Here is a 23,901-nt window from a genome sequence, read left to right as displayed (position 1 = left end):
GCATCGTTAATTTTCAAAAGGTTAGCCATGGCTGACCTAGATAGTTAGATAAAATTGAGATATTTCAAAAGCGTGCTCGAGCAAACTTGTTTACTCGGGTGCTGAGGCACCATGCCGCGTCCAATGCGGCAAAAGGGAGAGACATCATGAAGAAGTCCACGTTCAACACCCTGCTTGTTGGTGGCGGTTTTCTGCTTGGTACGGCTGGCATCAAGCTGCTCACCAGCGCTCCGGTAAAGAACGCCTGCGTGCAGGGTATCGCGTGCGGCATGCGCATCAAGAACGGCTACCAGGACATGGTCGAGCAGGCCAAGGCTAATGTCGACGACATGGTTGCCGAGGCGGCCTACATCACCCAGAGCGAGGCCGCTGCTGACGAGGCAGCAGAGTAACGCTCCCAGGCACAAACTATGAGATTCTCGATTATCAGCGAGATCCCCGGCAGGACCCGTCTTCAATTGGCGGGTCCTGTGCCAGAGAGCGATCTCGATGCACTTCTTAAGCTCAGCGGCGATATCGACGGCGTGCACAAGGTACGCGTCTATGGCCGTATTGGCCAGTTAGCGCTCGAATATGACGAGCCGTGTCGCGATGCCGTGCTGGCCGCCGTCGGTGCGCTCGACGCTCAGGCCATTGCCGACGCAAAGACGGGTTACGTGATGCAGCTTGAGCCGCGCAAGCACAAGCTCGTTATGGATCTTGCCACGCTTGTCGGCGCCCACTATGCGCGCCGATGGTTTTTGCCCACGCCCCTGCGTGCGGTGTTTGTCGTGGCCGGTTACATGGCATTTTTGCGCGCTGCCCTTCATGAGCTGGCGCAGCCGCGCCTGACCGTTCCCGTGCTCGACGCTTCGGCCATCGGCATTTCGTTCGTCAAGCGTGATGTCGACACCGCGGGCCAGACAATGTTCCTGCTCAACGTGGGCGAGCTGCTCGAGGACTACACCCGCGCCATGAGCGAAAACGAGCTCATCAACTCGCTGCTCGATGTACCCGACAAGGCGCAAAAGGTCGTCGGCGATACCGAGGTAAGCGTTGCCGCCACCGAGCTTGAGCCCGGCGACTTGGTGGCCGTGCGCACTGGCATGTCCATTTGCATCGACGGTGTCGTCGAGCAGGGGAGCGCTATGGTCAACCAGGCGACACTGACCGGCGAGCCGCTGGCCGTTGAGCGCAGCGTGGGCGACGACGTGTTCGCCGGTACCGTCGTGGAAGACGGCAGCATCTTGGTGCGCGTGCGCGCCAACACGGCGCAGACCAAACTGCGCTCGATCGTCTCGCTCGTGCAGACGGCCGACTCGCTCAAGTCCGAGGGCCAGTCGCATATGGAGGACCTCGCCAACAAGATCGTCCCGTGGAACTTCCTGCTCGCGGGCCTGGTTGCGCTCACCACGCGCAGCCTTATCAAGACCTCGGCGGCGCTGATGGTCGACTACTCGTGCGCACTCAAGCTCACGGGTTCCGTCGCCGTCATGACCGCCATGAGCGATGCCGCCAAGATGGGCGTCATGGTCAAGGGCGCGAAGTACTTTGAGTCGTTTGCCAAGGCTGACACCATCGTGTTTGATAAGACCGGCACGCTTACCGAGGCGCAGCCGCGCCTGGCTTGCGTGCTGACGACAGATGGCTGGAGCAAGGACGAGGTCCTGCGCCTTTCCGCTTGCTTGGAGGAGCATTTCCCGCATCCGGTGGCGCGTGCCGTGGTCAACGCCGCCCTCGAGCGCGGGCTCGAGCACCGCGAGCGCCATGCCGCGGTCGAGTACATCGTGGCGCACGGCATCGCTTCGTCCATCGAGGGGCGTCGCGCCATTATCGGTTCGGCGCACTTTGTATTTGAGGACGAGGGTGCGCAGCTCGAGTCCGACATCAAGGAGCAAATCGAGCTCCAGATGCAAGGCCTGTCGCCGCTGTATCTGGCGGTCGACGGCAAGGTCGTCGGCGTGCTCGGCATCGAGGATCCGCTCAAGCCCGGCGTCCGTGAGGCCATCGCCGACCTACATGCGCTGGGCGTCAAGCATGTCGTTATGCTCACGGGCGATTCGGAGCGCACGGCCGAGCGCATTGCGCGCGAGGCGGGTGTCGACGAGTTTAAGGCCGAGCTGCTGCCCGAGGACAAGTACGCCTATGTGGAGCGCATTAAGGGTGAGGGGCGCCACGTTGCCATGGTGGGCGACGGCGTCAACGATTCGCCGGCACTCGGTTTGGCCGACGTGGGGCTGGCAATGGGTGGCGGAAGCGACATCGCCAAGGAGGTCGCCGATATCATCCTGACCGACACGGATCTGGCCGCGATCGTGCGTTTGCGCCGCATGAGCCAGGGCCTCATTGATCGTCTGACGAGCTCCTACTCTAAGGTGATGCTTACCAACTCAGCGCTCCTGGCGCTGGGCATTACCGGCGCGATTACCCCGCAGACGTCGTCACTGCTGCACAACGGCTCGACGATTGCCTACAGTCTGAGCAACGCGAAGGCTTACCTGCGTTAGCAGACGTGTTCGCCCACGTTATCTGGCCTGCGCCCAGACGGCATCGGTGTCGTCCGAGCGCAGGCCTTTTGCATTTGGATGCCAACGTATGGGTTGATTCGTTTTGCGCCGACCATGCCGAGTCGCTTGCCGCACGCGCGTTTATTGGGCAGACGACGGAGGCGGGGGCATTGCTGTTCTTTCCGGTGCATATCGCCAAGGACGTACTGTATGTTGTACAGCACGAACTGAAGCGCAGCGTTCTTGCCAGCGGGGGAGCGCTCGGCGAGGCTTCTGCCCGCGCGATTGGCGATGCGGCGCTGGCGTTTGTTCGGAACATGACCGAAAACGCCACGGCCGTGGGTGCAGATGCGTCGGACCTTTGGCTGGCCGACAAATACTTAGCGCTCCATCGCGATTACGAGGACAACTTGGTACTCGCCGCATGCAAACGCGCCCAGGTTGATTACTTGGTGACCAACGATCGAAAACTGCTCGAACATGCCGATCTTGCAGCAAAGACACCTCGTCAAATGATGCCGATTCTTGCTTTGGCCAAACGCGGCGGCACGGCTATCGGTTGACGCGAGCTGTTCGCGGGCCCCTTGGACGACGATGCGCCAAGGGGCCCGCGTCTGCTATTTACAAAAGCTCGGCCTTGATGGTGGGACTTTCTGCGAGCTGCTCGGCTGCCTTTTCGTTGGAGCTGTCGAGTGCTGCCAGACTGCGGTAGACCCACTCGTTGACCTGGGTGTTCTTGACGCCTGCGGTCTGCATAAGGGCGCCTACCTCGCGGATTGCTGCGAACAGATCGGCCTTGGGACCCGCGAGCTCGACCTCGATACCGTGGTAGGCGGCCACGCCGCGGTTCTCACTCACGTGGTCGATAAAGCCCTCGACGGTCTCAAGCTGCTGGGCGAGAGTTGCATCATCGTCAACGTCCAGCGCGACGAGTGCGTTCGATACCGTGAGGGCGGGATGTCCGCAGGGGACAAAGCCCTCGATGACATCCATAGCTTCGGTAATGGTTGAGCCCAGGCCTGCGAGGGCATTGACGAGTTGCTGCTTGGTATCCATAACGGTCCTTTCGACGGGTCAATTTTGCTTGGCGAAAATATACGTGACGCGATCGGTAGCAAAAGTGCGAAGTGTGGCGCACATTGGGGTCTTCACAGCTCGTGCATAGAACAGCTGTCCGCTTTCAGAACGTGGTAAGATAACACTCCACAAGCGGGGCTCGCCCCGTATGTTCCTTGAAAAGTCGACGGTTATCGGGTGTTTGCAGGCCCGATACCATCCAGACTTTCCCGACATTCGGGGGCGACTGGTTTCGACACGATAGCTCTGAGAGAGGAAGCAAGCCGAGGTCTCCTCGCCTCGTTAAACAGGGGTACCGTCAAATTGAATTGACAACAACTCTTCTTTTGAGCCTATGGCTCTCGCTGCTTAATTTATGGCGGCGCGTCAACCCGGTGATTTCCCCGACACCGGCGCGACGTCATCTTAGGGGAATGCTCCTGCGCACGTAATCGGTATGGCGCGGGCTAAGACCGAACCGGTTAGGACGTCGCGAGCGTGTCGCTGCGCGCAAGGCGTCCGAGACTAAACCAGCGACTGAGCTTGGAGATGCCAATCAGGGGGCTTTCGTGGACCGGAGTTCGATTCTCCGCGCCTCCACCATAAGTAACAGGCAGGTAGATATTCGTATCTACCTGTCTTTTTATTTCTAGTCCGTACCGCGGAGAATCGAACTCTGTGCAGGGCGCGGGCGTTAAGCAAACGCGAAGCGTTTGTAGCCCGCGGGCGAGGGCGGCGGCAGCCGGCCGAAGCCGGTGCAGCAAATACGCGGATTCTTCGCGCAAAGCTTCAGCCCAATATAGATGCGATGTTTATCGAATTTCAGCTGGCCTCGCCCAGCATCAACGGATCCCCCGTACCGCGGAGAATCGAACTCTATGCAGGGCGCGGGCGTAAAGAAAACGCCTCAGTGACGCAGAGTGGGACGCGTTTTCCCAATGACTGCCCAGGCGGAAACCGCATCCCGGAATCTAAGCTCGGAATGGGATACATTTTCCGGATGACGCCTCAAGTGGAAGCTGCGACCCGGAATCGAGCCGTAGAGTGGAACATGCTTTCCCCATGGCAACCCAGGTGGAAAGCGCATCCCGGAATCGCCCCTCAGAACGGGACGTGCTTTCCGCCAGCCGCCCCCTCAACTCCAAAACCCATGCGCCCTCCATCCCAAAACTGGGTAGAAGAAAGTCAAAACGCAATCGCAGGAGGTCAATATGACTGCAGAAGATAAGGCAAAGAACGCCGGCAAGGTCGCGCTCGTCTTGGAGGGCGGCAGTTTTCGTGGGCAGTTTACCGCCGGCGTGCTCGACGTTCTCATGGAGGCCGGTGTCGAAATTCCGGCGGTGTACGGCGTCTCGGCCGGTGCGCTCAACGGCGTCAACTACAAGTCGCACCAGATCGGCCGCACCAACCGAGTCAATTTGACCTTCTGCAACGACAGCCGCTACATGGGCGCCGCGTCGTTTGCGTCCACGGGTTCCATCGTGGGTTACGACTTTATCTTCAACGACGTCCAGGACCGCCTGGATCCTTTTGATAACGAGACGTTCGACGCCAGCCCTATCGAGATGTACGCCGTCGCGACGGACATGCTGTTTGGAACCGCTGCCTACCTGCCGGTCAAAAGCGCCGTGCTCGACCTCGACGCCGTGCGCGCCTCGACGTCGCTGCCGCTGGTGACGCCGCCGGTCGAGATTGACGGGCACAAATACGTCGACGGCGGCGTGGCCGATTCGGTTCCTATCGAGCATGTGCTCGAGGAGGCGGGCTTCGACCGTGCGGTCGTCATCGTCACCCAGGACCGCTCGTATGAGAAAAAGCCCTACGAGTTTTTGCCGGCGGCGCGCGCCCGTTATGCTGACTACCCCTATCTGCTCGAGGCTATCGAGACGCGCCACGACCGCTATAACCTCCAGCGCATGCACCTGTGGAAGTATGAGCGCGATGGCCGCGCGTTGGTCGTCGCTCCGCAAAAGACGGTCGAGGTCGGCCATGTCGAGCATGATCCAGTAAAGCTGCTCGATCTGTATATTCAGGGTCGCCAGGAGGCAAAGCGTTTGCTCGCGGAGATCCAGGAGTTTGTTGAGCGCTAGCGCTGCAACGTCACGGCTCGTGGATGACATGTGCAGAAACTCTGGTCGGAGCCAAAATACCTGTTGACTCGTACGGCGAGCGGGGTAATATGGACGGGTTACTTGCAGAGCCCCGTGAATCTCTGTAACAACACGTACTGTACATGGAGGAGTCTAAGTGATTTCGAAATCGACTCACTACGCCAAGCAGGGCGAGGTCCAGCGCAACTGGGTTCTCGTCGACGCCGATGGTGCTGTCCTGGGCCGTCTTGCCACCCAGATCGCAATGATCCTGCGCGGTAAGAACAAGCCTCAGTTCACGCCCAACAGCGACTGCGGCGACTTCGTTGTCGTCATCAACGCCGATAAGGTCCAGCTTACCGGTAACAAGGCCGACACGAAGACCTATTATCGCCACAGCGGCTACAACGGCGGCCTCAAGGCTGAGAGCTTCCGCCAGGCTATGGAGAAGCACCCGGAGAAGGTCATCGAGCGCGCCGTTCGCGGTATGCTGCCCAAGACCACCCTCGGCCGTGCCCAGATGACCAAGCTTAAGGTCTACGCTGGTGCCGAGCATCCGCACGCTGCCCAGAACCCCACGAAGATTGAGCTGGAGGCTTAAAGATGGCTGAGAACACCGTTGTCTACCAGGGTACCGGTCGTCGTAAGAACGCCGTCGCCCGCGTCCGTCTCGTCCCCGGCACCGGCAAGGTGACCATCAACAAGCGTGACGCCGAGCAGTATTTCGGCCGTCATCAGCTCGTTGAGAACGCCCTTGCTCCCTTCAAGGTGACCGACACCGCCGGTCAGTTCGACGTTATCGCTCTGTGCGATGGCGGCGGCATCTCCGGTCAGTCCGGCGCTCTGCGCCTGGGCATCGCTCGCGCTCTTCTGAACGCTGGCGATTACCGTGCTGACCTCAAGAAGGCCGGTTTCCTTACGCGCGATGCTCGCGTGGTCGAGCGCAAGAAGTACGGCCTCAAGAAGGCCCGCCGCGCTCCCCAGTTCTCCAAGCGCTAAGGTTTTATCTCCTTACGAGATACAATGTACAAGCGGGGCCTACCGACTGCTCGGTGGGTCCCGCTTTTCTTTTCGACTAGGGTGGGCGGCTTCGTTTTGCCCACTTGGGAAGGAGCGATCCTATGCCCCAGAACATCTTCGGTACCGATGGCGTCCGTGGCGTCGCCAACGCCGACCTCTCGTGCGACCTCGCGTTTCGCCTAGGTCGCGCGGCGACCAAGTTTCTTGGCCCGGACATCTGCATCGGTCGCGATACGCGTCTTTCGGGCACCATGCTTGAGAGTGCTCTGACCGCCGGTATCATGGCAGAGGGCGGCCGCCCGCATTGCTGCGGCGTTATCCCTACGCCGGCCGTGGCACTGCTCACCGTCCAAAATGAGCTCGACGGCGGCATCGTCATCTCCGCTTCGCACAATCCGCCGGAGTTCAACGGCATCAAGTTCTTTAGCCGCAAGGGCATGAAGCTTCCCGATGCTGTCGAGGAAGAGATCAGCGCCTGGGTCATGTCCGAGGAGGCCATAGCTGCCGACACGCTGCCGACCGGCGCCGGTGTGGGTCATATCATCAAGATGAAGGACGCTCGCAAGGCATACGTCGACCACGCCATCGATACGCTTGATGGCCTGAGGCTCGATGGCCTGGTCGTTGCCGTCGACTGCGGTCACGGTGCTTCCTGCCAGACTACGCCCGCCGCGCTGCAGCGCCTGGGTGCCACGGTCCATGCCATCAACACCGATTACTGCGGCACCGACATTAACGTTGAGTGCGGCTCCACTCACCTTGAGCCCCTGCGCGAGCTCGTGCTGCGCACCCATGCTGACATCGGCCTGGCCCACGACGGCGACGCCGATCGCGTGCTCTTTGTGGACAGCGAGGGCAATGAGATCGACGGTGACTACATCCTGGCTATCTGCGGTTCTGACCTCGCCGCCCGCGGCAAGCTCGCCAACTCCGAGATCGTCTCGACCGTCATGTGCAACCTGGGCTTCTCCATCGCTATGAAGGAGCAGGGCTTCGAGATGGTTCAGACCGCTGTGGGCGACCGTTATGTTCTTGAGCGTATGCTCGCGGACGGTGCCGTCATCGGCGGCGAACAGTCCGGCCACATCATCTTCCTGGAGCACAACACCACCGGTGACGGCCTGGTGACGGCTCTGCAGCTGCTGGCCGTGCTCAAGCGCACCGGTCGTACCCTCACCGATCTTGCCGGCATCATGAAGAAGTACCCGCAGGTACTCGTCAACGTGCATTCCGACAACAAGGCTGGTCTGGATGATTGCCAGCCCATCTGGGATGCCGTCGCTGCTGCCGAGAAGGAGCTTGACGGCCGTGGCCGCATTCTGGTGCGTCCGAGCGGTACCGAGCCGCTGGTCCGCGTTATGGCCGAGGCCGAGACGCACGAGCTGACCCAGCGCGTTGTCGACGACATCGTCGAGGTTGTCAAGCGCGAACTTCCCTAATGGTCAAAAATGGGTGCCAAGTGGTAAACTGTTAAAGCTATTTTGGTTGATTGGTATGTCCGAGGGGGATCATGTTCACTAAAGTCCTAAGGTCTTTTGGTATGCGTGGTCGAGTCCTTACGCTGGATGCTCCCATCTCGGGCGACGTCATTCCGTTGTCCGAGGTCAATGACCAGACATTTGCCACCGGCCTTTTGGGCCAGGGCGTGGCGATTCAGCCTACCGGCACGCGTGTGATTGCACCGGCTGATGCCAAGGTCGAGGCCATTTTTCCCACGGGACACGCTGTTGCGCTTAACACGGTCGATGGCTTGGACGTGCTCATCCACGTTGGTTTGGACACTGTTCAGCTTGAGGGCAAGCACTTTACCGTATATGCGCAAGTGGGTGACATCGTCCATAAGGGCGATGTACTCATTGAGTTCGATCGCGAGGCAATTGCTGCCGAGGGCTACGATGTGACGGTTCCCATCTTGGTATGCAACTCCGTTGAGTTCTCGAGCATCAAGGGCTCCGTTGGCGCGCATGTCGAAGAGATGGACCAGCTCATCGTTGCTCGCGAGCGCTAACAAGTGCACGTGGCCATTAGCCTACAATTCAAACACGTTTACGGAGGGCGCCCTTGAAAGAGGACGCCCTCCGTGGCAAGATGGGATTTGTCCGAAGCTAAAAGGCTTTGGGTCACCGTGGACGGGCAGGGGCCTCGACGCGGTTAGACACGAGACACATACATTACGCGACCTCGCCCTGGTGGCCGCACACGTTGGTTGCGGCCGACGCGGGCCGCGGGCAAGTGCTTGTAAGGGAGCCTTGCCTCTCTTGTACGAGAAAGGACGCGTAATGAAGATCATTAAAGCTAAAGACTACGAGGATATGAGCCGCAAGGCCGCCAATATTATCTCGGCGCAGGTTATCCTCAAGCCCGACTGCGTGTTGGGTCTTGCCACCGGCTCCACCCCGATCGGTGCCTACAAGCAGCTCGCTGCTTGGTACGAGAAGGGCGACGTCGACTTTGCCGAGGTCAGCACCTACAACCTGGACGAGTATCGCGGCCTTTCGCACGACGATCCCCAGAGCTATCACTACTTCATGCGTGAGAACTTCTTCGATCACATCAACATCGACCTGAACAACACGCATGTGCCCGACGGTTCCAACCCCGACGCCGCCGCTGCCTGCTCTGAGTACGATAAGGTCGTCGCTGCCGCCGGCTATCCCGATCTGCAGCTGCTCGGCATTGGCAACAACGGCCACATCGGCTTCAACGAGCCCGATGACCACTTCTCCAAGGGCACGCACTGCGTCGACCTTACCGAGAGCACCATTCAGGCCAACAGCCGCCTGTTCGACAGCATCGACGATGTTCCCCGTCAGGCCTACACCATGGGTACTCAGACCATCATGTATGCCCGCATGATCCTGGTCGTCGCCAACGGCGAGGCCAAGGCTCAGGCCGTGCACGATATGTGCTATGGTCCGGTTACGCCCGAGTGCCCGGCTTCGATCCTGCAGCTGCACACCAACTGCGTTGTCGTTGCCGACGAGGCCGCCCTTTCGCTCTGCGAGTAGCGCGAATCCTGCACCTCGACATAGCCTTGCCTAAGGCCTCCGCTTTGCGGGGGCCTTTTTGCTATCCCTTTCTGTCCACTTGACCAAAATCTTGCCGCAAGCTTGACGAATGCCGGATGCCCAACAGCTTGATTCATTCCATATCAGATTCTATGCAAAAATGCCACTAAAAGGTCGTAGACGGTAGCGGGTGCTAGGCGAGTTGAATGACATAGCTGAACCTTGTTCATTTGCGTTACACTGCCGCTTAGATGGGACAAGCTGACAAGCTCATTTACCTGCTTAAAGACCGATTAGTCGGGGGATTAATTACAATCGGCCCTCGCTGTACAAAAACTTGCCGCTTGCGTACCAAAAGACAACCTAAAACACAAGGTCGCTCTATTCATAGCGCGGCTTGTATGGTCTTGCGGCTACAGTGTCCATACGGTCGAGTTGAGGAGCGGGCATGGTAAACGATTTGAGCGGTATAGACGACCTCGAGCTGATGCCGCTGGGCGGAGGCTATATGGTGCGACGCGAACGCTTGATGAATGAGCTTATCGCCAAGGGCCGAAAGGCCGGCATCGTGGTTCTTTATGCGCCCGACGGGTTTGGGAAGACCTCGGTGCTGCTGCAGTACACCCATGAGGTTAAATGCGACCCGACGCGAGGCCCCGTGCGGATTATCGAGGCCGATCGCGCCATTGGGCGCGAGGTGTTTATGCAGCTCGAGGTGGTTACCGAAGAACTCAAAGACAAACCGCACTCCCTTATCGCGATTGATAATGTGCCAAACCTCGATCAGCACGATACCGAAGACCTCATCGACAGGATTCGCGGCCTGCGCGCTATGGGGATAGGGGTCTTTATCTCCTGTCGTCCTTCAAATCGTCAGCTGATTCATGGGCTGGGCGATTCGGTTAAGATCAATGCGCAGATGCTCAAGGTGCATGCCTATGAGTATTCGGCGTGGGCATCGGCGTTTTCGATCAGCACATCGCTCGACTTTTATCAGCTCACGCAGGGCGTGCCCGAGCTCGTTTCGGCATTGCAGACGGGTCTGTATGGCCAAGGCGACGTAGCCGGTCTGCTCGAAAACGAGATTGTCAACGTATATGGCGCGGCACTTGTCGATCTGGCTTCGCTCGACAATAATGCGCTGTTTTGCGTGGCATGTCTCATGGTTTTGATGGGCGAGGGCAATATCGCGGAACTCGAGGCTTGCGGGGTGAGGCTGTCGATGGTCGACCAGTCCTACTTTGTACGCGACTACCCGATCTTTGGCTTGGATCCCGCCGAGCGGAGTTTTACGTGTCTGGGCACGGAGGATAACGGACGCTTGCGTTTGCGTAAGTTGGTGGCCGAGGTTCGCCCCGAACTTGTTCCGAGGGCGGCCCGGATTTTGCTTAAGGCGGGCCGATGCGATGCGGCGATGGGCCTGGCGGATGCCTTTTTGGACCGTGGGGCGGTCCTTGAACTTGCTGGGCAGTATGGGGTCGATCTGGCTCTGACGGGGCACGGGGCCGATATCTGCCGAGCGGCGCTGGGCACGATCGATGCCGACGATTCGGCTCCAGAGCCAACGCCTGCCGAGGCGCTTGGCGTATATCTGGCAGCGGTCAGCGTGTCCAATACAAAGCTCGCTCGCTATATGGCATCGGTCATCGAGCGCGGGGGCGAACGGGCGGCCTGCGAAATAGACCCTGTTTCATGGAGGGTGGCCCAGACACTGACGGCTGTTTGCTATGGGGACAACGGGCTTGGGCTCCCTACGAACCTGGCCGTGCCAGAAATCGAGACATCCCATACCGCACTCGATATGTTGTCTGCGCATATCGAGGTCAAGCGATGCCTGACCGAACGGGGAGATGACGGCGGCGTTCTACAGCAGCTCAAAACGAGCAAGGCCTACGACTGCGAGCTCGACATCGCGGGGATTGTTATACGGGCCGATAGCATGCTGGTGGAGCTCTTTGACGGGTCGTTTGCGGGAACCGACAAGCGCGACGACGAGATGACGGTGGTGCGGGAGGCGCTCGACGTACGTGGGCTTAAGGCGATGGCTATCTGGGTGCGCATGGTGTTGGCGGCACGGCGGCTCCTTTCCGGCTTGCCGGTAACCGACGACGCGGCATTCAACGAGCTCGATCGTTTTGCCGTGCGCATGCGCGACAACCAGATTCAGCTGTTTGGCCTGTTGCTAGAAGGCTGGCAGTCGCTGGCAGAGGGACGGCCGGTTAATGCAAAGTTCCGTGCGGTCCAAGTGCTCAAACTTGCCGAGGAGTCGATTGCGTACATGCGCGATAACGCATTGCTGTTGGAGCGCGCGGCGTATCTGCGTAACACCTCGATGGTTTCGGTGCGCGAGGAAGCGGAGCTACTCGATATAAGCCAGACGCAGGTTGGTGGAGCGGAGGCCTGGATGGTGGCGCTGCATTTGGCCTGTGCGGGCCGAGACAGCGATCTTGCGGCCTGGATGTCCATGAATCGTGCGGGGATTCTGGAGCCATCGTATCGGCTCTTTGCGCGCCTTGCCATGCATTGTCTGGGCGAGCCGGCGACCAGGATTCGCAAGAAGCTTCCCGTGCGCGAGCTGTCGCGGTACTCGCTGCGCGATGATCTGGAAGGGGAGGGCGAGCGCCTGTTCCAGGCCGGCGAGGTTGAAGCCGTTGATACCATCGACCATATCGAGATTCGCATGTTTGGTGCGTTCCGCGCCGAGCGCGACGGGTTTCCCATCACGGACAAAATGTGGCGCCGCAAGAAGGCGGCGACACTTGCCGAGCGGCTTGCGCTGGGCATGGATGCGCTCGTCGATCGTGAGACGCTGGCCATGGAGTTGTGGCCCCATGCCGAGTTCAATAGCGCCCGCAACAACCTGTACTCGACGATATCGCGCTTGCGGTCGGCTTTGGGACCGACGCCGGATGGCAAGTCGTGTGTGCTCATCCAAAATGAATGCATCGGACTCAACGGCGACTACGTCAAGACCGATGTACGGCTGTTTGACCAGATAAGCCGCGAGGTTTTGGGAAATCGCACGGGTGCGCGCGGGCCCCATTTAGTTGAGCTGTGCCTTAAGATTGAGCAGCTTTATGCCGGACCGCTGTATGTTCCCAATGGCTGTAATCCCACCTACTTTTTGCGTATGCGACGCATTATGCAGTCAAAGTACATCGATTGCATGATTAAGGGAGCAAATGCCGCTCTAGAAGAAAACGATCTGCAGTCGGCGATTTGGCTGGCGGAGTCGGGGCTTCGGCAGGAAACGGCGCGTGAGGATATGGTGCGCTGCGCCATGCGCGTCTACAGTGCGGCGGGGCGGCGGCGCGATATCGTCGAGCTGTACAGCGGGCATATGCACCATCTGAGGGAGCAGGTCAATGGCGTGCCCGAGCCCGAGACGCGGCGTCTATACGAGCGCTTGGTGGAGGGACGGCTCAATCGCGTGCTGGTCGAGCGATAAAAAACGGGCGCCCGAAGTACTTGGGCACCCGTAAGCTTGCTATGTGTTGGCTCGCCGGATCATTGGCTCTTAGACGAGCTTGATCTTCTCGATGTCCTTGCGCGAGGACTCGCGATACAGCGAGAACTTGCGGCCGATGACCTGGACGACCTCGGCGTGGCAGCGCTCAGCGAGCTCTTCGGCGGCCTCGCGGGCGGAAAGACTGGAGCCATCGAGCACGGAGCACTTAACGAGCTCGTGCTTCTCCAGGTAGGCGACCGTCTGCTCGACGGTGCCCTCGTTGACATCGGACTTACCGATGATGATGGCGGGGTTGAGGTGATGGGCCATGCTGCGAAGCTGCTTGACCTGGGCTCCTGTCAGTGCCATGGGTTCTCGCTTTCTATGTATGGGGCGCCCCGCGACGGGGCCTTAATCTACGTGAGCTGTCCCACGATAGCGCAGGAACGGCGCGGTGTGGGGCGCGTTTGCCCAGTTCGCAAAGAATGCGGATGCCGAGGTGATGGGCAGCTCGGGCTGTGAACGGGCTACGAGCGGGATTCAGAGACCGGTTCCCATGCAATAAACGCCCAGCGAACCTTACGGATATGGTCGAGCATATAGCACCCCTGCGGCACGCCCTTGGAGCCCGGCTCACCGGCGTGGGGATTCTCGATCATGTGTTGGGCGATGTAGTCGCGCAGACGGTCGACCTTATCCTCGTTGCCATGCTCAAGCATGCGGGAAAAGTCCGCCACGCCTGCCTCAAGGCTATCGAAGGTATCGCGACGAGGCGATTCAAAGTACGTGACCTGCGGCAGGGCACCCATCTGAATGAGAATGTTAAAGGCGTACACAAAGCCATTGCTGCAGGTAACCGAGGCGCCGATGGCGTTCATCAAGTGCAGATCATAGCGCGGGCTGGAGTTGGCGACCATCGTGACAGCACAACGCCGACGAGCCGTTCGATTAAGCTTGGCAAGCGCATCTTTTAGATTGGTCGTCGTAACCGACCGACTGGCAAAGGCAACATCCACCGCTTTCGCGACCGGTCCAACCAAATCCCAATCATCATCCCAAGCAAGCTCAAGCGGCGTTATGCGCCCCTCGAGCCCGTAATACTCAATGCCGGCATCAAGGGTGCCCAACATAGCGGGGGAGAAGTCGGCTGCAATCACAGGATGCCCAGCCTGAGCAAGCGGAATAGCAATCGACCCAGCCCCACACCCCATATCAAGCACCGATTCACCAGGCTTTAACGCCAACAGCTTCATAAAGTCCCGGGCATACGGGGCAGTCTCCAACGGCCGAAAATGCCGAGCCCGCTTATCCCATTCAAAAGAATCATCAGCCCGCCGCCGATCAGCTTGCATCTGCATCCACTCCAGATTCCAATCTGTGGAAAGCAGCTCAGAACGATTCTCCCCATCAGCCACGGGCCAACCTCCTAGCAACAAAAAAGCGACTCCTCCCAAAAGAAGAGCCGCAACCAGCATATATCAGAAAAAGAACCGTTCCAACGCCAAACCGCCACACCAACCAAGGCGGGCAGAAGCGAAGCGACTGCCACTGAGCCAGAACCCAGCCAAGGTTGAGATGTGCGGGAGCCCCGCCGCCGGGCGGCAGACATATAAGGTCGATCGCGAGTTCCGCACGAGCCGGAGAGCACTTAATGTGCTCTCCGTGCGAGTCAGGACTGTCCGAGCAGGCGACCTTATATGTCTGCCGTCCGGCGGCGGGGCTCCTCGCCTCGTATCCCTAGGCTAGTTCTTCAGCGAGTTCAGCGGCGCCGGGAATCGACCACCGCGGTGGGCAAGCACGGTGCCGGCGTTGGGGTTCACCGGCATGATGGGCGCACGGCCGAACAGGCCGCCGTACTCGACGCAGTCGCCCACGCCCTTGCCAATGGCGGGAATCACGCGGACGGCCGTGGTCTTGTTGTTGATGACGCCGATGGCCATCTCGTCGGCGATAATGCCGGCGATGGTCTCGACCGGGGTGTCGCCGGGGATGGCGATCATGTCCAGGCCAACGGAGCACACGCAGGTCATGGCCTCGAGCTTCTCGAGCGAAAGCGCGCCGGCCTCGACGGCGGCGATCATGCCGGCGTCCTCGGACACGGGGATAAAAGCACCCGAGAGACCGCCCACGCTGGAGCTGGCCATGACGCCGCCCTTCTTGACGGCATCGTTGAGCATGGCGAGCGCGCAGGTCGTGCCGGGACCACCGCAGGTGCCCACGCCGATGATCTCGAGGATGCGAGCGACGGAGTCGCCGATGGCGGGCGTGGGAGCCAGCGACAGGTCGACAATGCCCTTCTCGACACCCAGGCGATGGGCGGCCTCGCGGCTCATGAGCTCGCCGGCACGGGTGATCTTAAAGGCGGTCTGCTTAATCTTCTCGGCGACTTCCATTATCGATGCAGAGTCGGGCAGCGTCTCCAGGGCTGCGGCCATAACGCCGGGGCCCGAGACGCCTACGTTGATGACGGCGTCGGCCTCGCCACCGCCGTGGACGGCGCCCGCCATAAACGGGGAGTCCTCGACCATGTTAGCAAAGCAGACAAACTTGGAAGCGCCGACGGAATCCTGGTCGGCCGTGAGTTTAGCGGCATCGATGATGGTCTGGGCGGCCATAAGCACGGCGTCCATGTTGATGCCGGCACGCAGGCTGGCGACGTTGACGCTGGAGCAGACACGGCTCGTGGTGGCGAGCGCCTGGGGGATGGACTGGATGACGCGGCGGTCGGCGTCGCCGATGCCCTTCTGGACGAGTGCGGAGAAGCCGCCCAGGTAATCGATGCCGAGCGTCTCGGCCGCGCGGTCGAGGGCATGCGCGATGGGGGTGAGGTCCTCATCCTTGCAGCACGCGGCGATCTGCGCCACCGGGGTGACGGAAACGCGCTTGTTGACAATGGGGATACCGTACTCGCGCTCGAGGTTCTCGGCGGTCTCGACCAGATGCTCAGCCGTGTGCGTCACATGGTCGTAGATCTTCGTGCACATGCGGTCGAGGTTCTCGTCACCGCAACCCATGAGCGAAACACCCATGGTGATGGTCCTGATGTCGAGGTTCTGTTCCTCAACCATGCCGCGGGTTTCCGCGATTTCTGCGGGCGTGATCGCCATCCTTGCGCTCCTATCTGCCAAAACGAGCATAGTCTTATCTATTCTAACGTGCCGCACGTGCCAAGTGGCGCGTGCGGCACGTTTTGGTGCTCGGTTGTTTCCGTTGTGTTACTTCCCAAAGACCTCTTCGGCGATACGAGCGCTCTCGGCGGCGTCCTTGGCGTAGTAGTCCGCGCCGATTTGCTTGGCGTATTCGGGGGTGAGCACGGCGCCGCCCACGATGATCTTGACGCCCGGAACCTCGGCATGGAGCAACTTGATGGTCTCTTCCATGGCGACGACCGTGGTGGTCATAAGCGCCGAGAGGCCGACGAGCTTGATGTCACGCTCCTGCACGGTCTTGAGCACCTCTTGCGGGTCGACATCGCGGCCTAGGTCAAAGACGGTGTAGCCGTAGTTGTCGAGCAGCATCTTGACGATGTTCTTGCCGATATCGTGGATGTCGCCCTTGACGGTGGCCACGCAGATCTTGCCCTTGTCGGCGATCTCGCCGGCGGGCATCAGGCGCTTGATGGTGTCGAAGCCCACGCGTGCGGCTTCGGCCGAGGCCATGAGTTGCGGCAAGAAGAACTTGCCCTGGTCAAAGAGGACGCCCACCTCGTCGAGGGCGGGGATAAAGTGGTTGTTGATAAGGTCCATGGCGTCGTGGTCTGCCAGCAGACGCTCGGTCTCGGCAGCGATCTCGCCTTTGCGGCCCGAGACGACCATGCGACGAATCGGGTCGTCGTTGCCGTCGGTGCCGGCGGTGCCGGCAGCGGGCACGGTGTCGGTCGATGCGGCCTGAGCTGCTGCCGGGTTGGCGGCGATCTTATACGGATCGGTCCAGCCGGCATAGCGCTCGATGTATCCGGTCGAGCCCTCGTCCTCAACGCTCAGGACGCGATAGCTGTAGACGGTGTCCATAAAGCGCTTGGAGCCCGGGTTCATGATGGGGGCGTCCAGGCCCGCGCCGAAGGCGGCAGCCAAAAAGACCGAGCCCAGCAGCGGGCGGGCAGGCAGGCCAAAGCTGATGTTCGATACGCCGAGCGCGCATTTGACGCCCAGGCGCTCCTTGCACAGGGACATGGCGCGCAGGATCTGCTCAGCCTGGCGCTGGTTGGTCGAGGCGGTCATGACCAGGCAGTCGATGAGGATGCGGTTCGGGCCGATGCCGTAGCGGGCAGCCTCGGCCACGATGCGCTCGGCGATGGCGAAGCGAGCCTCGGCGGTATCGGGAATGCCGCCTTCGTCGAGTGTGAGGCCGACGACGTTGGTGCCGTAGTGGGCGACCAGCGGAAAGATCTCATCCATGATCTGCTGCTTGCCGTTGACCGAGTTGATGATGGGCTTGCCGGCGTAGCGGCGCACGGCGGCCTCGACAGCGGCGGGATCGGTGGAGTCGATCTGCAGCGGCAGCAAGGTGGAGCCCTGGAGCAGCTCGGTTGTCTGTTGGATGATCTTGACCTCGTCGATCTCGGGCAGGCCCACATTGACGTCCAGGATATCGGCGCCCTGTTCCTGCTGGCTGATGCCCTGGCTCACGACGTAGTCCAGGTTGCCGTCACGCAGGGCCTGCTGCAGGCGCTTTTTGCCGGTGGGATTGATGCGCTCGCCGATGACGGCAATCTTGTGGCCGTCGCAGGGAAGGTCCACGACCGTCTGGGCGCTTGTGACCGACATGCTGGGCTTGCGGCGGCGCGGGCTGGGCGTGTGATTGTCGATAAGCGTCCGCAGGGCGGCCATGTGCGCCGGTGTGGTTCCGCAGCAGCCGCCTACAACACTTACGCCGTCGGCGATCATGCCGGCGACGGCCTCGGCGTATTCGGGGGCTTGGATATCAAAGACGGTGTTGCCGTCGTCGTCCACATGGGGAAGTCCCGCGTTGGCCTGCACCATAACGGGCTTGTCGGTAACGGTGAGCATACGTGCGGCGAGTCCCCGGAGCTCAGCCGGTCCTTGGCTGCAGTTGATGCCCAGGACGTCGGCGCCGATAGCGTCGAGCGTGATGGCTGCAACCTCGGGGCTCGTGCCCAGGAAGGTGCGCCCGTCTTCCTCAAAGGTCATGGTGGCAAAGACGGGCAGGTCGGAGTTCTCGCGGCAGGCGAGGACGGCCGCCTTGATCTCGGCTAGGTCGGTCATGGTTTCGATAATAAAGAGGTCCACGCCCGCATCGACGCCGGCGCGAACTTCCTCGGCAAAGAGGTCATAGGCCTCGTCAAAGCTGAGGGTGCCTAAGGGACGAAGCAACGCGCCGATGGGGCCGATGTCACCGGCGACGTAGCGGGCGCCGGCCTCGCGGGCACAGGCGACGGCCGCGGCAAAGACGTCTGCCACGGTGGCGGCACCGTCGAGCTTGTGGGCGTTGGCGCCAAAGGTGTTGGCGGTGATCACGTCACAGCCGGCCTCGACATATTGACGTTGGATATCGGTGATAACCTGGGGCTCCTCAAAGTTGAGCAGCTCGGGCAGGGCGCCTGCCTTCATGCCGGCCGCCTGCAGCATGGTGCCCATGCCGCCGTCAAACAACAGGTGTCCCGTGCCCTCGATGGCCGCACGCAGGCGATCGTCCTTAATGCGAAGGTCATCAATTGTGCGCGTCTTGTACGCGGCACCATTACGACGGGCAGCATCAACGGGCGCCGCTAGCGCGGCGCCGTCCAGATCATGAGTGATAAGCGGAGTAAACATCGAAGGCTCCTAATGGCTGGAATAGCAGGTGGTGTGGGCGGCGCGGAAGCGGCAGTGCTCACGCATGCGGCATATAGTGCAGGTGGGGCGGCTCTGGGCGTCGTGGACCTCGCCATCGAACAGACCGATCACCGCGGTCACGCTCTTGGTGGGCATGAGCAGGCTGGTAGGCGTGACGGTAAGTCCGATGAGCCGCGTGGCGTTGAGTGCAGCCACGATCGAGCGCTGGGCCGTAAGCGGGCAGTCGCCGTAGCCGGGGCTAAAGCGCCAGTTACCGGCGAGTCCGTGTGCGGCGGCCGCAGCCTTGACCTGCTGGTCCATCTGCTCGACGGCGGCTTCTACATAGGCAGAGCATGCGGCGTCGAGTACGGCTCCCTCCAGGGGCTGCTGGGCTCCCGTGGTACGCAGGCGACGCTCGGCGTCCATGCCGAGGGTGCATGCCATGAGCGCGGCAAGGCGGGCATCTTTGAGATGTCGATAGATGTCGCGACCCCGCAGCTCAACGTTGGTGCCAACCAAGCGGATGCAGGGCTCGCCCTGCTCGTCCACGCCCGTGGCATCGATGGCAAATACACGGCGCACGCCACGGGGCTCAATGTCTAGCTCCAGACGCTCAACGACAAGCTCAATACGCTGCGACAGCTCGGGCTCAATTTGCTGACCGCTGTAGCCCAGATAGCGCAGCATCTCGGCACGATCGACGCGGGGGTGGTGGGCATCATCGATACGATAAAGCGCCGGCGACGCAAGGTCGGCCGGCACTTCGACAGCGGTTGTATCGATGTGCGGTTTTTCCATTACCCCAGGCGCTCCATAATGGTTGCGGCGATTGCAGGACGATTCATAGTGTACAGGTGCAGACCGTCGGCGCCGTGCTCCTTAAGGTCGCAAAGCTGACGGGCGGCATAATCTACACCGGCTGCCTGCAGGCTCTCGGGGTCGTTCTCGTACTTGGCGAGAATCTTGATGACGGGGGAGGGCAGCGACGCGCCGCACATAAAGACCATGCGGCTGATCTGCGACTTGCCCATAAACGGCATGATGCCCGCGGTAATGGGCACGGTGATACCTGCCTTGTTGGCAAGCTCGCGGAAACGGTAGAAGCACTCGTTGTCAAAGAAGAGCTGCGTCACAAAGAAGCTCGCGCCGGCGTCCTGTTTTTGCTTGAGGTATTCGACCGAAGCGTTGAGGTCCTCACAGGCAATGTGGCCCTCGGGGTAGGCTGCGGCGCCCACGCAAAAGCCGGCGTCGACGAGCTCAGGGATGAGGTCGCGGGCGTAGGCGTAGTCCGACGCGGGCTTGTCGTCCTCAGTCGCGCCGACGGGAAGATCGCCGCGCAGGGCCAGTACATTTTCTACGCCGGCAGAGCGGTATTCATCAATCTTGGCAGCGATATCGGCATGCGTGCGGCCAACGCAGGTGAGGTGCGCCACCGAGGGCGTATTGAATTCGCTCGTAATCATTTGCGCGATGGGGGCGGTGGTGGCGCCGTTGCCCGAGCCGCCGGCAGAGCAGGTGACCGAGACAAAGCTCGGCGAAAGCTTGCACAGATTGCCTGCCACCTCGCGAGCCGTGTTGAGGGTAAGCTCGCCCTTGGGCGGGAACATCTCAAACGAAACGGGTGCGGTGCCCTGGGATGCTGCCTGCTTAAAAACCTCGTCGACGCGCATATCGTGCTCCTTTAGATACGTAATAGCGTGATGTGTTGTAAGGATTCTACAGCACCACTGTGTCACGGTGGAGTTTCACTCGCTATTCGGGGATACCAATCAAAGATGCCTTGCTATCGACATTCCCTATAGCAGAGCGGTCAATCTAGGATGGGGCTATAAAGACTGGTATCTGATGCGAAATACCAGTTAATAGAGCCCCATCCCAAATTGACTACCCTTAAACCATGGGGAGAGGTCTGCAATTTATACAGTTGATTGGCTGTTGAGGGCGGCAACGCCGCCGCGATGCGGTAACCTCATTGATTGGTTTCGTGACAGCAACATAACGGTAATGTTGCGGAAACACGACGAGCCTAATCTATGACTCGTTCGTTAGTAATCAACACCGCTTCTCACGCGGTGCCGATACGAAGGGAGTTCCGTATGGCCGAACTTACTGACCGCTTCGGGACCATGGTGTTCTCTGAGGAAGTCATGAAGGACTACCTCCCCAAGGACATTTGGAAGCGCCTTGCTGCAACCCTCGAGGACGGTGAGCCGCTCGACCTGGATGTGGCCAACGCCGTTGCCCACGCCATGAAGGTCTGGGCCATCTCCAAGGGCGCGACGCACTACGCGCACTGGTTCCAGCCGCTTTCGGGCATTACTTCCGAGAAGCACGACAGCTTCCTCGAGCCCAACCACGACGGCACCGCCATTACCAAGTTTACGGGCAAGAACCTCATCCAGGGCGAGCCGGACGCCTCCAGCTTCCCCAACGGCGGCCTGCGTGCCACCTTCGAGGCCCGTGGCTACACCGCTTGGGATCCCACCAGCCCCGCATTCATTAAGGACGATGTCCTGTGCATCCCCACGGCTTTTTGCTCCTACACGGGCGAGGCCCTGGACAAGAAGACCCCGCTGCTGCGCTCCATGACCGCACTCTCGCGTGAGTCCAAGCGCGTTTTGGCGCTGTTTGGTAAGACCCCCAAGAAGGTCGTTCCTTCCGTGGGCGATGAGCAGGAGTACTTCCTGATCAAGAAGGACGCTTACCGCAAGCGCAGGGACCTGGTCATCACCGGGCGCACCCTCTTTGGTGCTGCTCCCTGCAAGGGCCAGGAGCTCGAGGAGCACTACTTTGGCGCTATCCGCCCCACCGTCTCGTCCTATATGAAGGACCTGGACGATGAACTGTGGGCGCTTGGCATTCCTGCCAAGACCAAGCACAACGAGGTCGCTCCCTGCCAGCATGAGCTCGCCCCTGTCTACGGCGAGGTCAACGAGGCCATCGACCAGAATCTGGTCATGATGGAGAAGATGAAGCTCATCGCCTCCCGCCACGACTTGGTCTGCCTGCTGCACGAGAAGCCCTTCGAGGGCATCAACGGTTCGGGCAAGCACAACAACTGGTCGCTTGGCACCGAGTCCGAGAACCTGCTCGACCCGGGCGACACCCCGCTCGACAACCTGCAGTTCATCGTCTTCCTCACCGCGGTGATCGAGGCCGTCGATAACTATCAGGAGCTCCTGCGTGCCTCCGTTGCCTCGGCCGGCAACGATCATCGTCTGGGCGCCAACGAGGCTCCTCCGGCGATTATGTCCATCTTCCTGGGCGACCAGCTTACCGAGGTCGTCGAGAAGATCATCGATGGCAAGGCTTCCGTCCATGCCACGCGCGGCGTGCTCGACCTGGGCGCCGATACCCTGCCCAAGCTGATGCAGGACAACACCGACCGCAACCGTACCTCCCCGTTCGCCTTCACCGGCAACAAGTTCGAGTTCCGTGCCTGCGGCTCCGAGCAGAACGTCTCCGACTCCAACCTGGTGCTCGATGCTGCCGTGGCCAAGTCGCTCAAGTCTTTCGCCGACGCACTCGAGGGTACGCCCGAGGATAAGTTCCAGGACGCCGCGCTCGAGTACTGCAAGAAGGTGCTGACCGATCACCAGCGCATCCTGTTCTCCGGCGACGGTTACTCTGACGAGTGGCCCATCGAGGCCGAGAAGCGCGGCCTTGCCAACAACAAGACCACGGCCGACGCTCTTCCCGCCTTTGTTTCCGATAAGGCCATTGCGCTCTTTGAGGAGACGGGCGTCCTGACCAAGGCCGAGGCTCAGTGCCGCTATGACTGCAAGCTCGAGAAGTACAACAAGCTCATGAACATCGAGGCTACCACGATGGTTCGCGAGGCGCGTCGTACCTATCGCCCGGTCATTACCGCCTATGCTACCAAGGTCGCTAAGGGCCTTGAGACTATTCGTGCCGCCGGTGCTGAGGCCGCCATGCAGTGCGAGCAGAACACGCTCAACAAGCTCTGCAACGGTATCACCGCCATCAACGACTCCATCAAGGCGCTCGACGCCGTACATCAGAAGGCCGAGGCTCTCGATGGCCAGGAGCAGGCCAACGTGTACGCGCACGAGGTCGTTCCCGCTATGGATACGCTGCGTGCTGCCGTGGACGCCATGGAGGAGATCGTGGCCGCCGACTACTGGCCGGTCCCGACCTACGACGACATCCTGTTCTACGTGTAGAGCGTAACTGACATATCGTCACGGTGTTGAGCCGGGGTCCGCATCGCGCGGGCCCCGGCTATTTGTTTGCGAAGGACGCTTTGGATCCCGCTTTGCAACTGATTCGCCCACACAATAAGGGGTCGTGGGCAAAAAACGTCAAATATGAGTACTGTCACAAGCCCTGTAGCATTATCTTTTTGCAAAATATGCAGTGTTACGCAACATATGTCCAAGTACTTAGCTGATAAATGCCTGCAATTCCTCCGCCGTAGGACGCCTTGTGTCCAAATCGCCTTCTGATGGCATGAAATCGCTGTTACTAAATTGGTAACAGTACTCATATTTGCTATTTTTTGTCCACGGGCCCTTGGATGACAGTGTGATTTTATGCCTTCGGGGTTCGAATCCCGGCGTATGGGTAGCAAAAAGCCCGTCACCGAATTGGTAACGGGCTTCTCAGATTCTGTGGTGCCCCCAGCGGGATGTCCGCGTGCGGCTGGCGCCGCCCGCATTCGCTGTGTCGCTCCGCTCCTTGCGTGCTGCGCTGGAAAACGCTTGCGCGTTTCCTCAGCTCCGCACCCTGTCGGGTTCGAATCCCGGCGTTGGGGTAGCAAAAAGCCCGTCACCGCGGGGGTAACGGGCTTCTCGTTTCAAATGGTGCCCCCAGCGGGATTCGAACCCGCGATATCCACCTTGAAAGGGTGGCGTCCTTGGCCGCTAGACGATGGGGACAGCGGGAAAGAGTATAGCAGACTTTTTTGCCGGCGCGTATATCGTTGGCAAACTGGAAAACCACCACAAAGGTACCTTGATTATCGACTTTATCCGAACACCTCCCACATTCATCCGTACA

Annotated in this window: 18 protein-coding genes, 1 tRNA gene and 1 other RNA gene; 12 read left to right on the top strand and 8 right to left on the bottom strand. The window is 60.3% G+C overall.

All coding sequences use genetic code 11. The annotated features are described in order from the left end of the window. Positions 1 to 146: 146 nt before the first annotated feature. From DW024_RS06730 to DW024_RS06720, 3 genes are all read left to right on the top strand, one after another. On the top strand, positions 147 to 392 hold the full coding sequence (locus tag DW024_RS06730; RefSeq protein WP_055250999.1) for a DUF6110 family protein: 246 nt from the start codon (positions 147 to 149) through the stop codon (positions 390 to 392). A gap of 78 nt (positions 393 to 470) precedes the next feature. Beyond that, positions 471 to 2,486: a heavy metal translocating P-type ATPase gene (locus DW024_RS06725; protein ID WP_233541351.1), complete on the top strand. Its 2,016-nt coding sequence runs from the start codon at positions 471 to 473 to the stop codon at positions 2,484 to 2,486. A 5-nt stretch (positions 2,487 to 2,491) separates the two neighbouring features. Further along, positions 2,492 to 3,049: a PIN domain-containing protein gene (locus DW024_RS06720; protein ID WP_118377294.1), complete on the top strand. Its 558-nt coding sequence runs from the start codon at positions 2,492 to 2,494 to the stop codon at positions 3,047 to 3,049. 58 nt (positions 3,050 to 3,107) lie between these two features. Here the strand turns inward: DW024_RS06720 and DW024_RS06715 are convergent, their stop codons facing one another. After that, positions 3,108 to 3,542, bottom strand: coding sequence for a hypothetical protein (locus DW024_RS06715; protein ID WP_118377293.1), 435 nt, complete (start codon positions 3,540 to 3,542; stop codon positions 3,108 to 3,110). Between the two features lie 239 nt (positions 3,543 to 3,781). Between DW024_RS06715 and ssrA the strand changes: the two genes are divergently transcribed. The 8 genes from ssrA (at position 3,782) to DW024_RS06675 (ending at position 13,108) form a co-directional block, all read left to right on the top strand. After that, positions 3,782 to 4,145, top strand: a transfer-messenger RNA (tmRNA) gene (gene ssrA / locus DW024_RS06710). Between the two features lie 608 nt (positions 4,146 to 4,753). Next, the gene (locus DW024_RS06705; protein ID WP_118377292.1) at positions 4,754 to 5,632 is read left to right on the top strand and encodes a patatin family protein; all 879 of its coding nucleotides are present in this window, start codon (positions 4,754 to 4,756) and stop codon (positions 5,630 to 5,632) included. Positions 5,633 to 5,789: 157 nt separating this feature from the next. Continuing rightward, positions 5,790 to 6,233, top strand: coding sequence for a 50S ribosomal protein L13 (gene rplM / locus DW024_RS06700; RefSeq protein WP_022094635.1), 444 nt, complete (start codon positions 5,790 to 5,792; stop codon positions 6,231 to 6,233). 2 nt (positions 6,234 to 6,235) lie between these two features. Continuing rightward, a complete protein-coding gene (rpsI, locus tag DW024_RS06695) occupies positions 6,236 to 6,631 on the top strand; it encodes a 30S ribosomal protein S9 (RefSeq protein ID WP_022094634.1) in 396 nt (131 codons plus the stop codon). A gap of 122 nt (positions 6,632 to 6,753) precedes the next feature. After that, positions 6,754 to 8,091, top strand: a complete 1,338-nt coding sequence (gene glmM / locus DW024_RS06690) for a phosphoglucosamine mutase (RefSeq protein ID WP_118377291.1) — start codon at positions 6,754 to 6,756, stop codon at positions 8,089 to 8,091. Between the two features lie 71 nt (positions 8,092 to 8,162). After that, a complete protein-coding gene (locus DW024_RS06685; protein ID WP_118270470.1) occupies positions 8,163 to 8,660 on the top strand; it encodes a PTS glucose transporter subunit IIA in 498 nt (165 codons plus the stop codon). Between the two features lie 271 nt (positions 8,661 to 8,931). Further along, entirely contained in the window at positions 8,932 to 9,660 is a 729-nt protein-coding gene (gene nagB, locus DW024_RS06680) for a glucosamine-6-phosphate deaminase (protein WP_117716776.1), read from the top strand. Positions 9,661 to 10,108: 448 nt separating this feature from the next. Beyond that, positions 10,109 to 13,108, top strand: a complete 3,000-nt coding sequence (locus DW024_RS06675; RefSeq protein WP_118377290.1) for a BTAD domain-containing putative transcriptional regulator — start codon at positions 10,109 to 10,111, stop codon at positions 13,106 to 13,108. Positions 13,109 to 13,177: 69 nt separating this feature from the next. On the opposite strand, the gene DW024_RS06670 is transcribed toward DW024_RS06675, so the two are convergent. The 6 genes from DW024_RS06670 to DW024_RS06645 form a co-directional block, all read right to left on the bottom strand. Next, positions 13,178 to 13,477, bottom strand: a complete 300-nt coding sequence (locus DW024_RS06670) for a YhbY family RNA-binding protein (protein ID WP_006234690.1) — start codon at positions 13,475 to 13,477, stop codon at positions 13,178 to 13,180. A gap of 158 nt (positions 13,478 to 13,635) precedes the next feature. Continuing rightward, positions 13,636 to 14,319, bottom strand: a complete 684-nt coding sequence (locus tag DW024_RS06665; RefSeq protein WP_117736251.1) for a hypothetical protein — start codon at positions 14,317 to 14,319, stop codon at positions 13,636 to 13,638. A gap of 531 nt (positions 14,320 to 14,850) precedes the next feature. Beyond that, on the bottom strand, positions 14,851 to 16,215 hold the full coding sequence (locus DW024_RS06660) for a PFL family protein (protein WP_118377289.1): 1,365 nt from the start codon (positions 16,213 to 16,215) through the stop codon (positions 14,851 to 14,853). A gap of 108 nt (positions 16,216 to 16,323) precedes the next feature. Continuing rightward, complete coding sequence (locus tag DW024_RS06655) at positions 16,324 to 18,882, bottom strand: homocysteine S-methyltransferase family protein (RefSeq protein WP_199576943.1); 2,559 nt, start codon at positions 18,880 to 18,882, stop codon at positions 16,324 to 16,326. Positions 18,883 to 18,891: 9 nt separating this feature from the next. Further along, positions 18,892 to 19,680: a hypothetical protein gene (locus DW024_RS06650; RefSeq protein ID WP_118377288.1), complete on the bottom strand. Its 789-nt coding sequence runs from the start codon at positions 19,678 to 19,680 to the stop codon at positions 18,892 to 18,894. Next, complete coding sequence (locus tag DW024_RS06645) at positions 19,680 to 20,552, bottom strand: methylenetetrahydrofolate reductase (RefSeq protein WP_118377287.1); 873 nt, start codon at positions 20,550 to 20,552, stop codon at positions 19,680 to 19,682. The genes DW024_RS06650 and DW024_RS06645 overlap by 1 nt, the downstream gene beginning before the upstream one ends. Positions 20,553 to 20,978: 426 nt before the next feature. On the opposite strand from DW024_RS06645, the gene DW024_RS06640 reads away from it, so the two are divergent. Beyond that, a complete protein-coding gene (locus DW024_RS06640; protein WP_117628890.1) occupies positions 20,979 to 23,066 on the top strand; it encodes a glutamine synthetase III in 2,088 nt (695 codons plus the stop codon). Positions 23,067 to 23,703: 637 nt separating this feature from the next. Here DW024_RS06640 and DW024_RS06635 read toward each other — a convergent pair. Next, positions 23,704 to 23,780: transfer RNA gene (locus DW024_RS06635), tRNA-Glu, on the bottom strand. Between the last annotated feature and the right edge of the window lie 121 nt (positions 23,781 to 23,901).

This window comes from Collinsella sp. AF37-9 (assembly GCF_003475115.1).
Taxonomy (GTDB): Bacteria; Actinomycetota; Coriobacteriia; order Coriobacteriales; family Coriobacteriaceae; genus Collinsella.
The sequence above is the reverse complement of the archived record's forward strand: the minus strand, read 5'-3'. Positions and strand labels throughout refer to the sequence as shown.

Coding starts and splice junctions, on each gene's coding strand:
- DW024_RS06730 (WP_055250999.1), top strand. CDS start 147: ATGAAGAAGTCCACGTTCAACACCCTGCTTGTTGGTGGCGGTTTTCTG.
- DW024_RS06715 (WP_118377293.1), bottom strand. CDS start 3,542: ATGGATACCAAGCAGCAACTCGTCAATGCCCTCGCAGGCCTGGGCTCA.
- DW024_RS06705 (WP_118377292.1), top strand. CDS start 4,754: ATGACTGCAGAAGATAAGGCAAAGAACGCCGGCAAGGTCGCGCTCGTC.
- rpsI (WP_022094634.1), top strand. CDS start 6,236: ATGGCTGAGAACACCGTTGTCTACCAGGGTACCGGTCGTCGTAAGAAC.
- glmM (WP_118377291.1), top strand. CDS start 6,754: ATGCCCCAGAACATCTTCGGTACCGATGGCGTCCGTGGCGTCGCCAAC.
- DW024_RS06685 (WP_118270470.1), top strand. CDS start 8,163: ATGTTCACTAAAGTCCTAAGGTCTTTTGGTATGCGTGGTCGAGTCCTT.
- nagB (WP_117716776.1), top strand. CDS start 8,932: ATGAAGATCATTAAAGCTAAAGACTACGAGGATATGAGCCGCAAGGCC.
- DW024_RS06675 (WP_118377290.1), top strand. CDS start 10,109: ATGGTAAACGATTTGAGCGGTATAGACGACCTCGAGCTGATGCCGCTG.
- DW024_RS06670 (WP_006234690.1), bottom strand. CDS start 13,477: ATGGCACTGACAGGAGCCCAGGTCAAGCAGCTTCGCAGCATGGCCCAT.
- DW024_RS06665 (WP_117736251.1), bottom strand. CDS start 14,319: ATGGGGTGTGGGGCTGGGTCGATTGCTATTCCGCTTGCTCAGGCTGGG.
- DW024_RS06660 (WP_118377289.1), bottom strand. CDS start 16,215: ATGGCGATCACGCCCGCAGAAATCGCGGAAACCCGCGGCATGGTTGAG.
- DW024_RS06655 (WP_199576943.1), bottom strand. CDS start 18,882: ATGTTTACTCCGCTTATCACTCATGATCTGGACGGCGCCGCGCTAGCG.
- DW024_RS06650 (WP_118377288.1), bottom strand. CDS start 19,680: ATGGAAAAACCGCACATCGATACAACCGCTGTCGAAGTGCCGGCCGAC.
- DW024_RS06645 (WP_118377287.1), bottom strand. CDS start 20,552: ATGCGCGTCGACGAGGTTTTTAAGCAGGCAGCATCCCAGGGCACCGCA.
- DW024_RS06640 (WP_117628890.1), top strand. CDS start 20,979: ATGGCCGAACTTACTGACCGCTTCGGGACCATGGTGTTCTCTGAGGAA.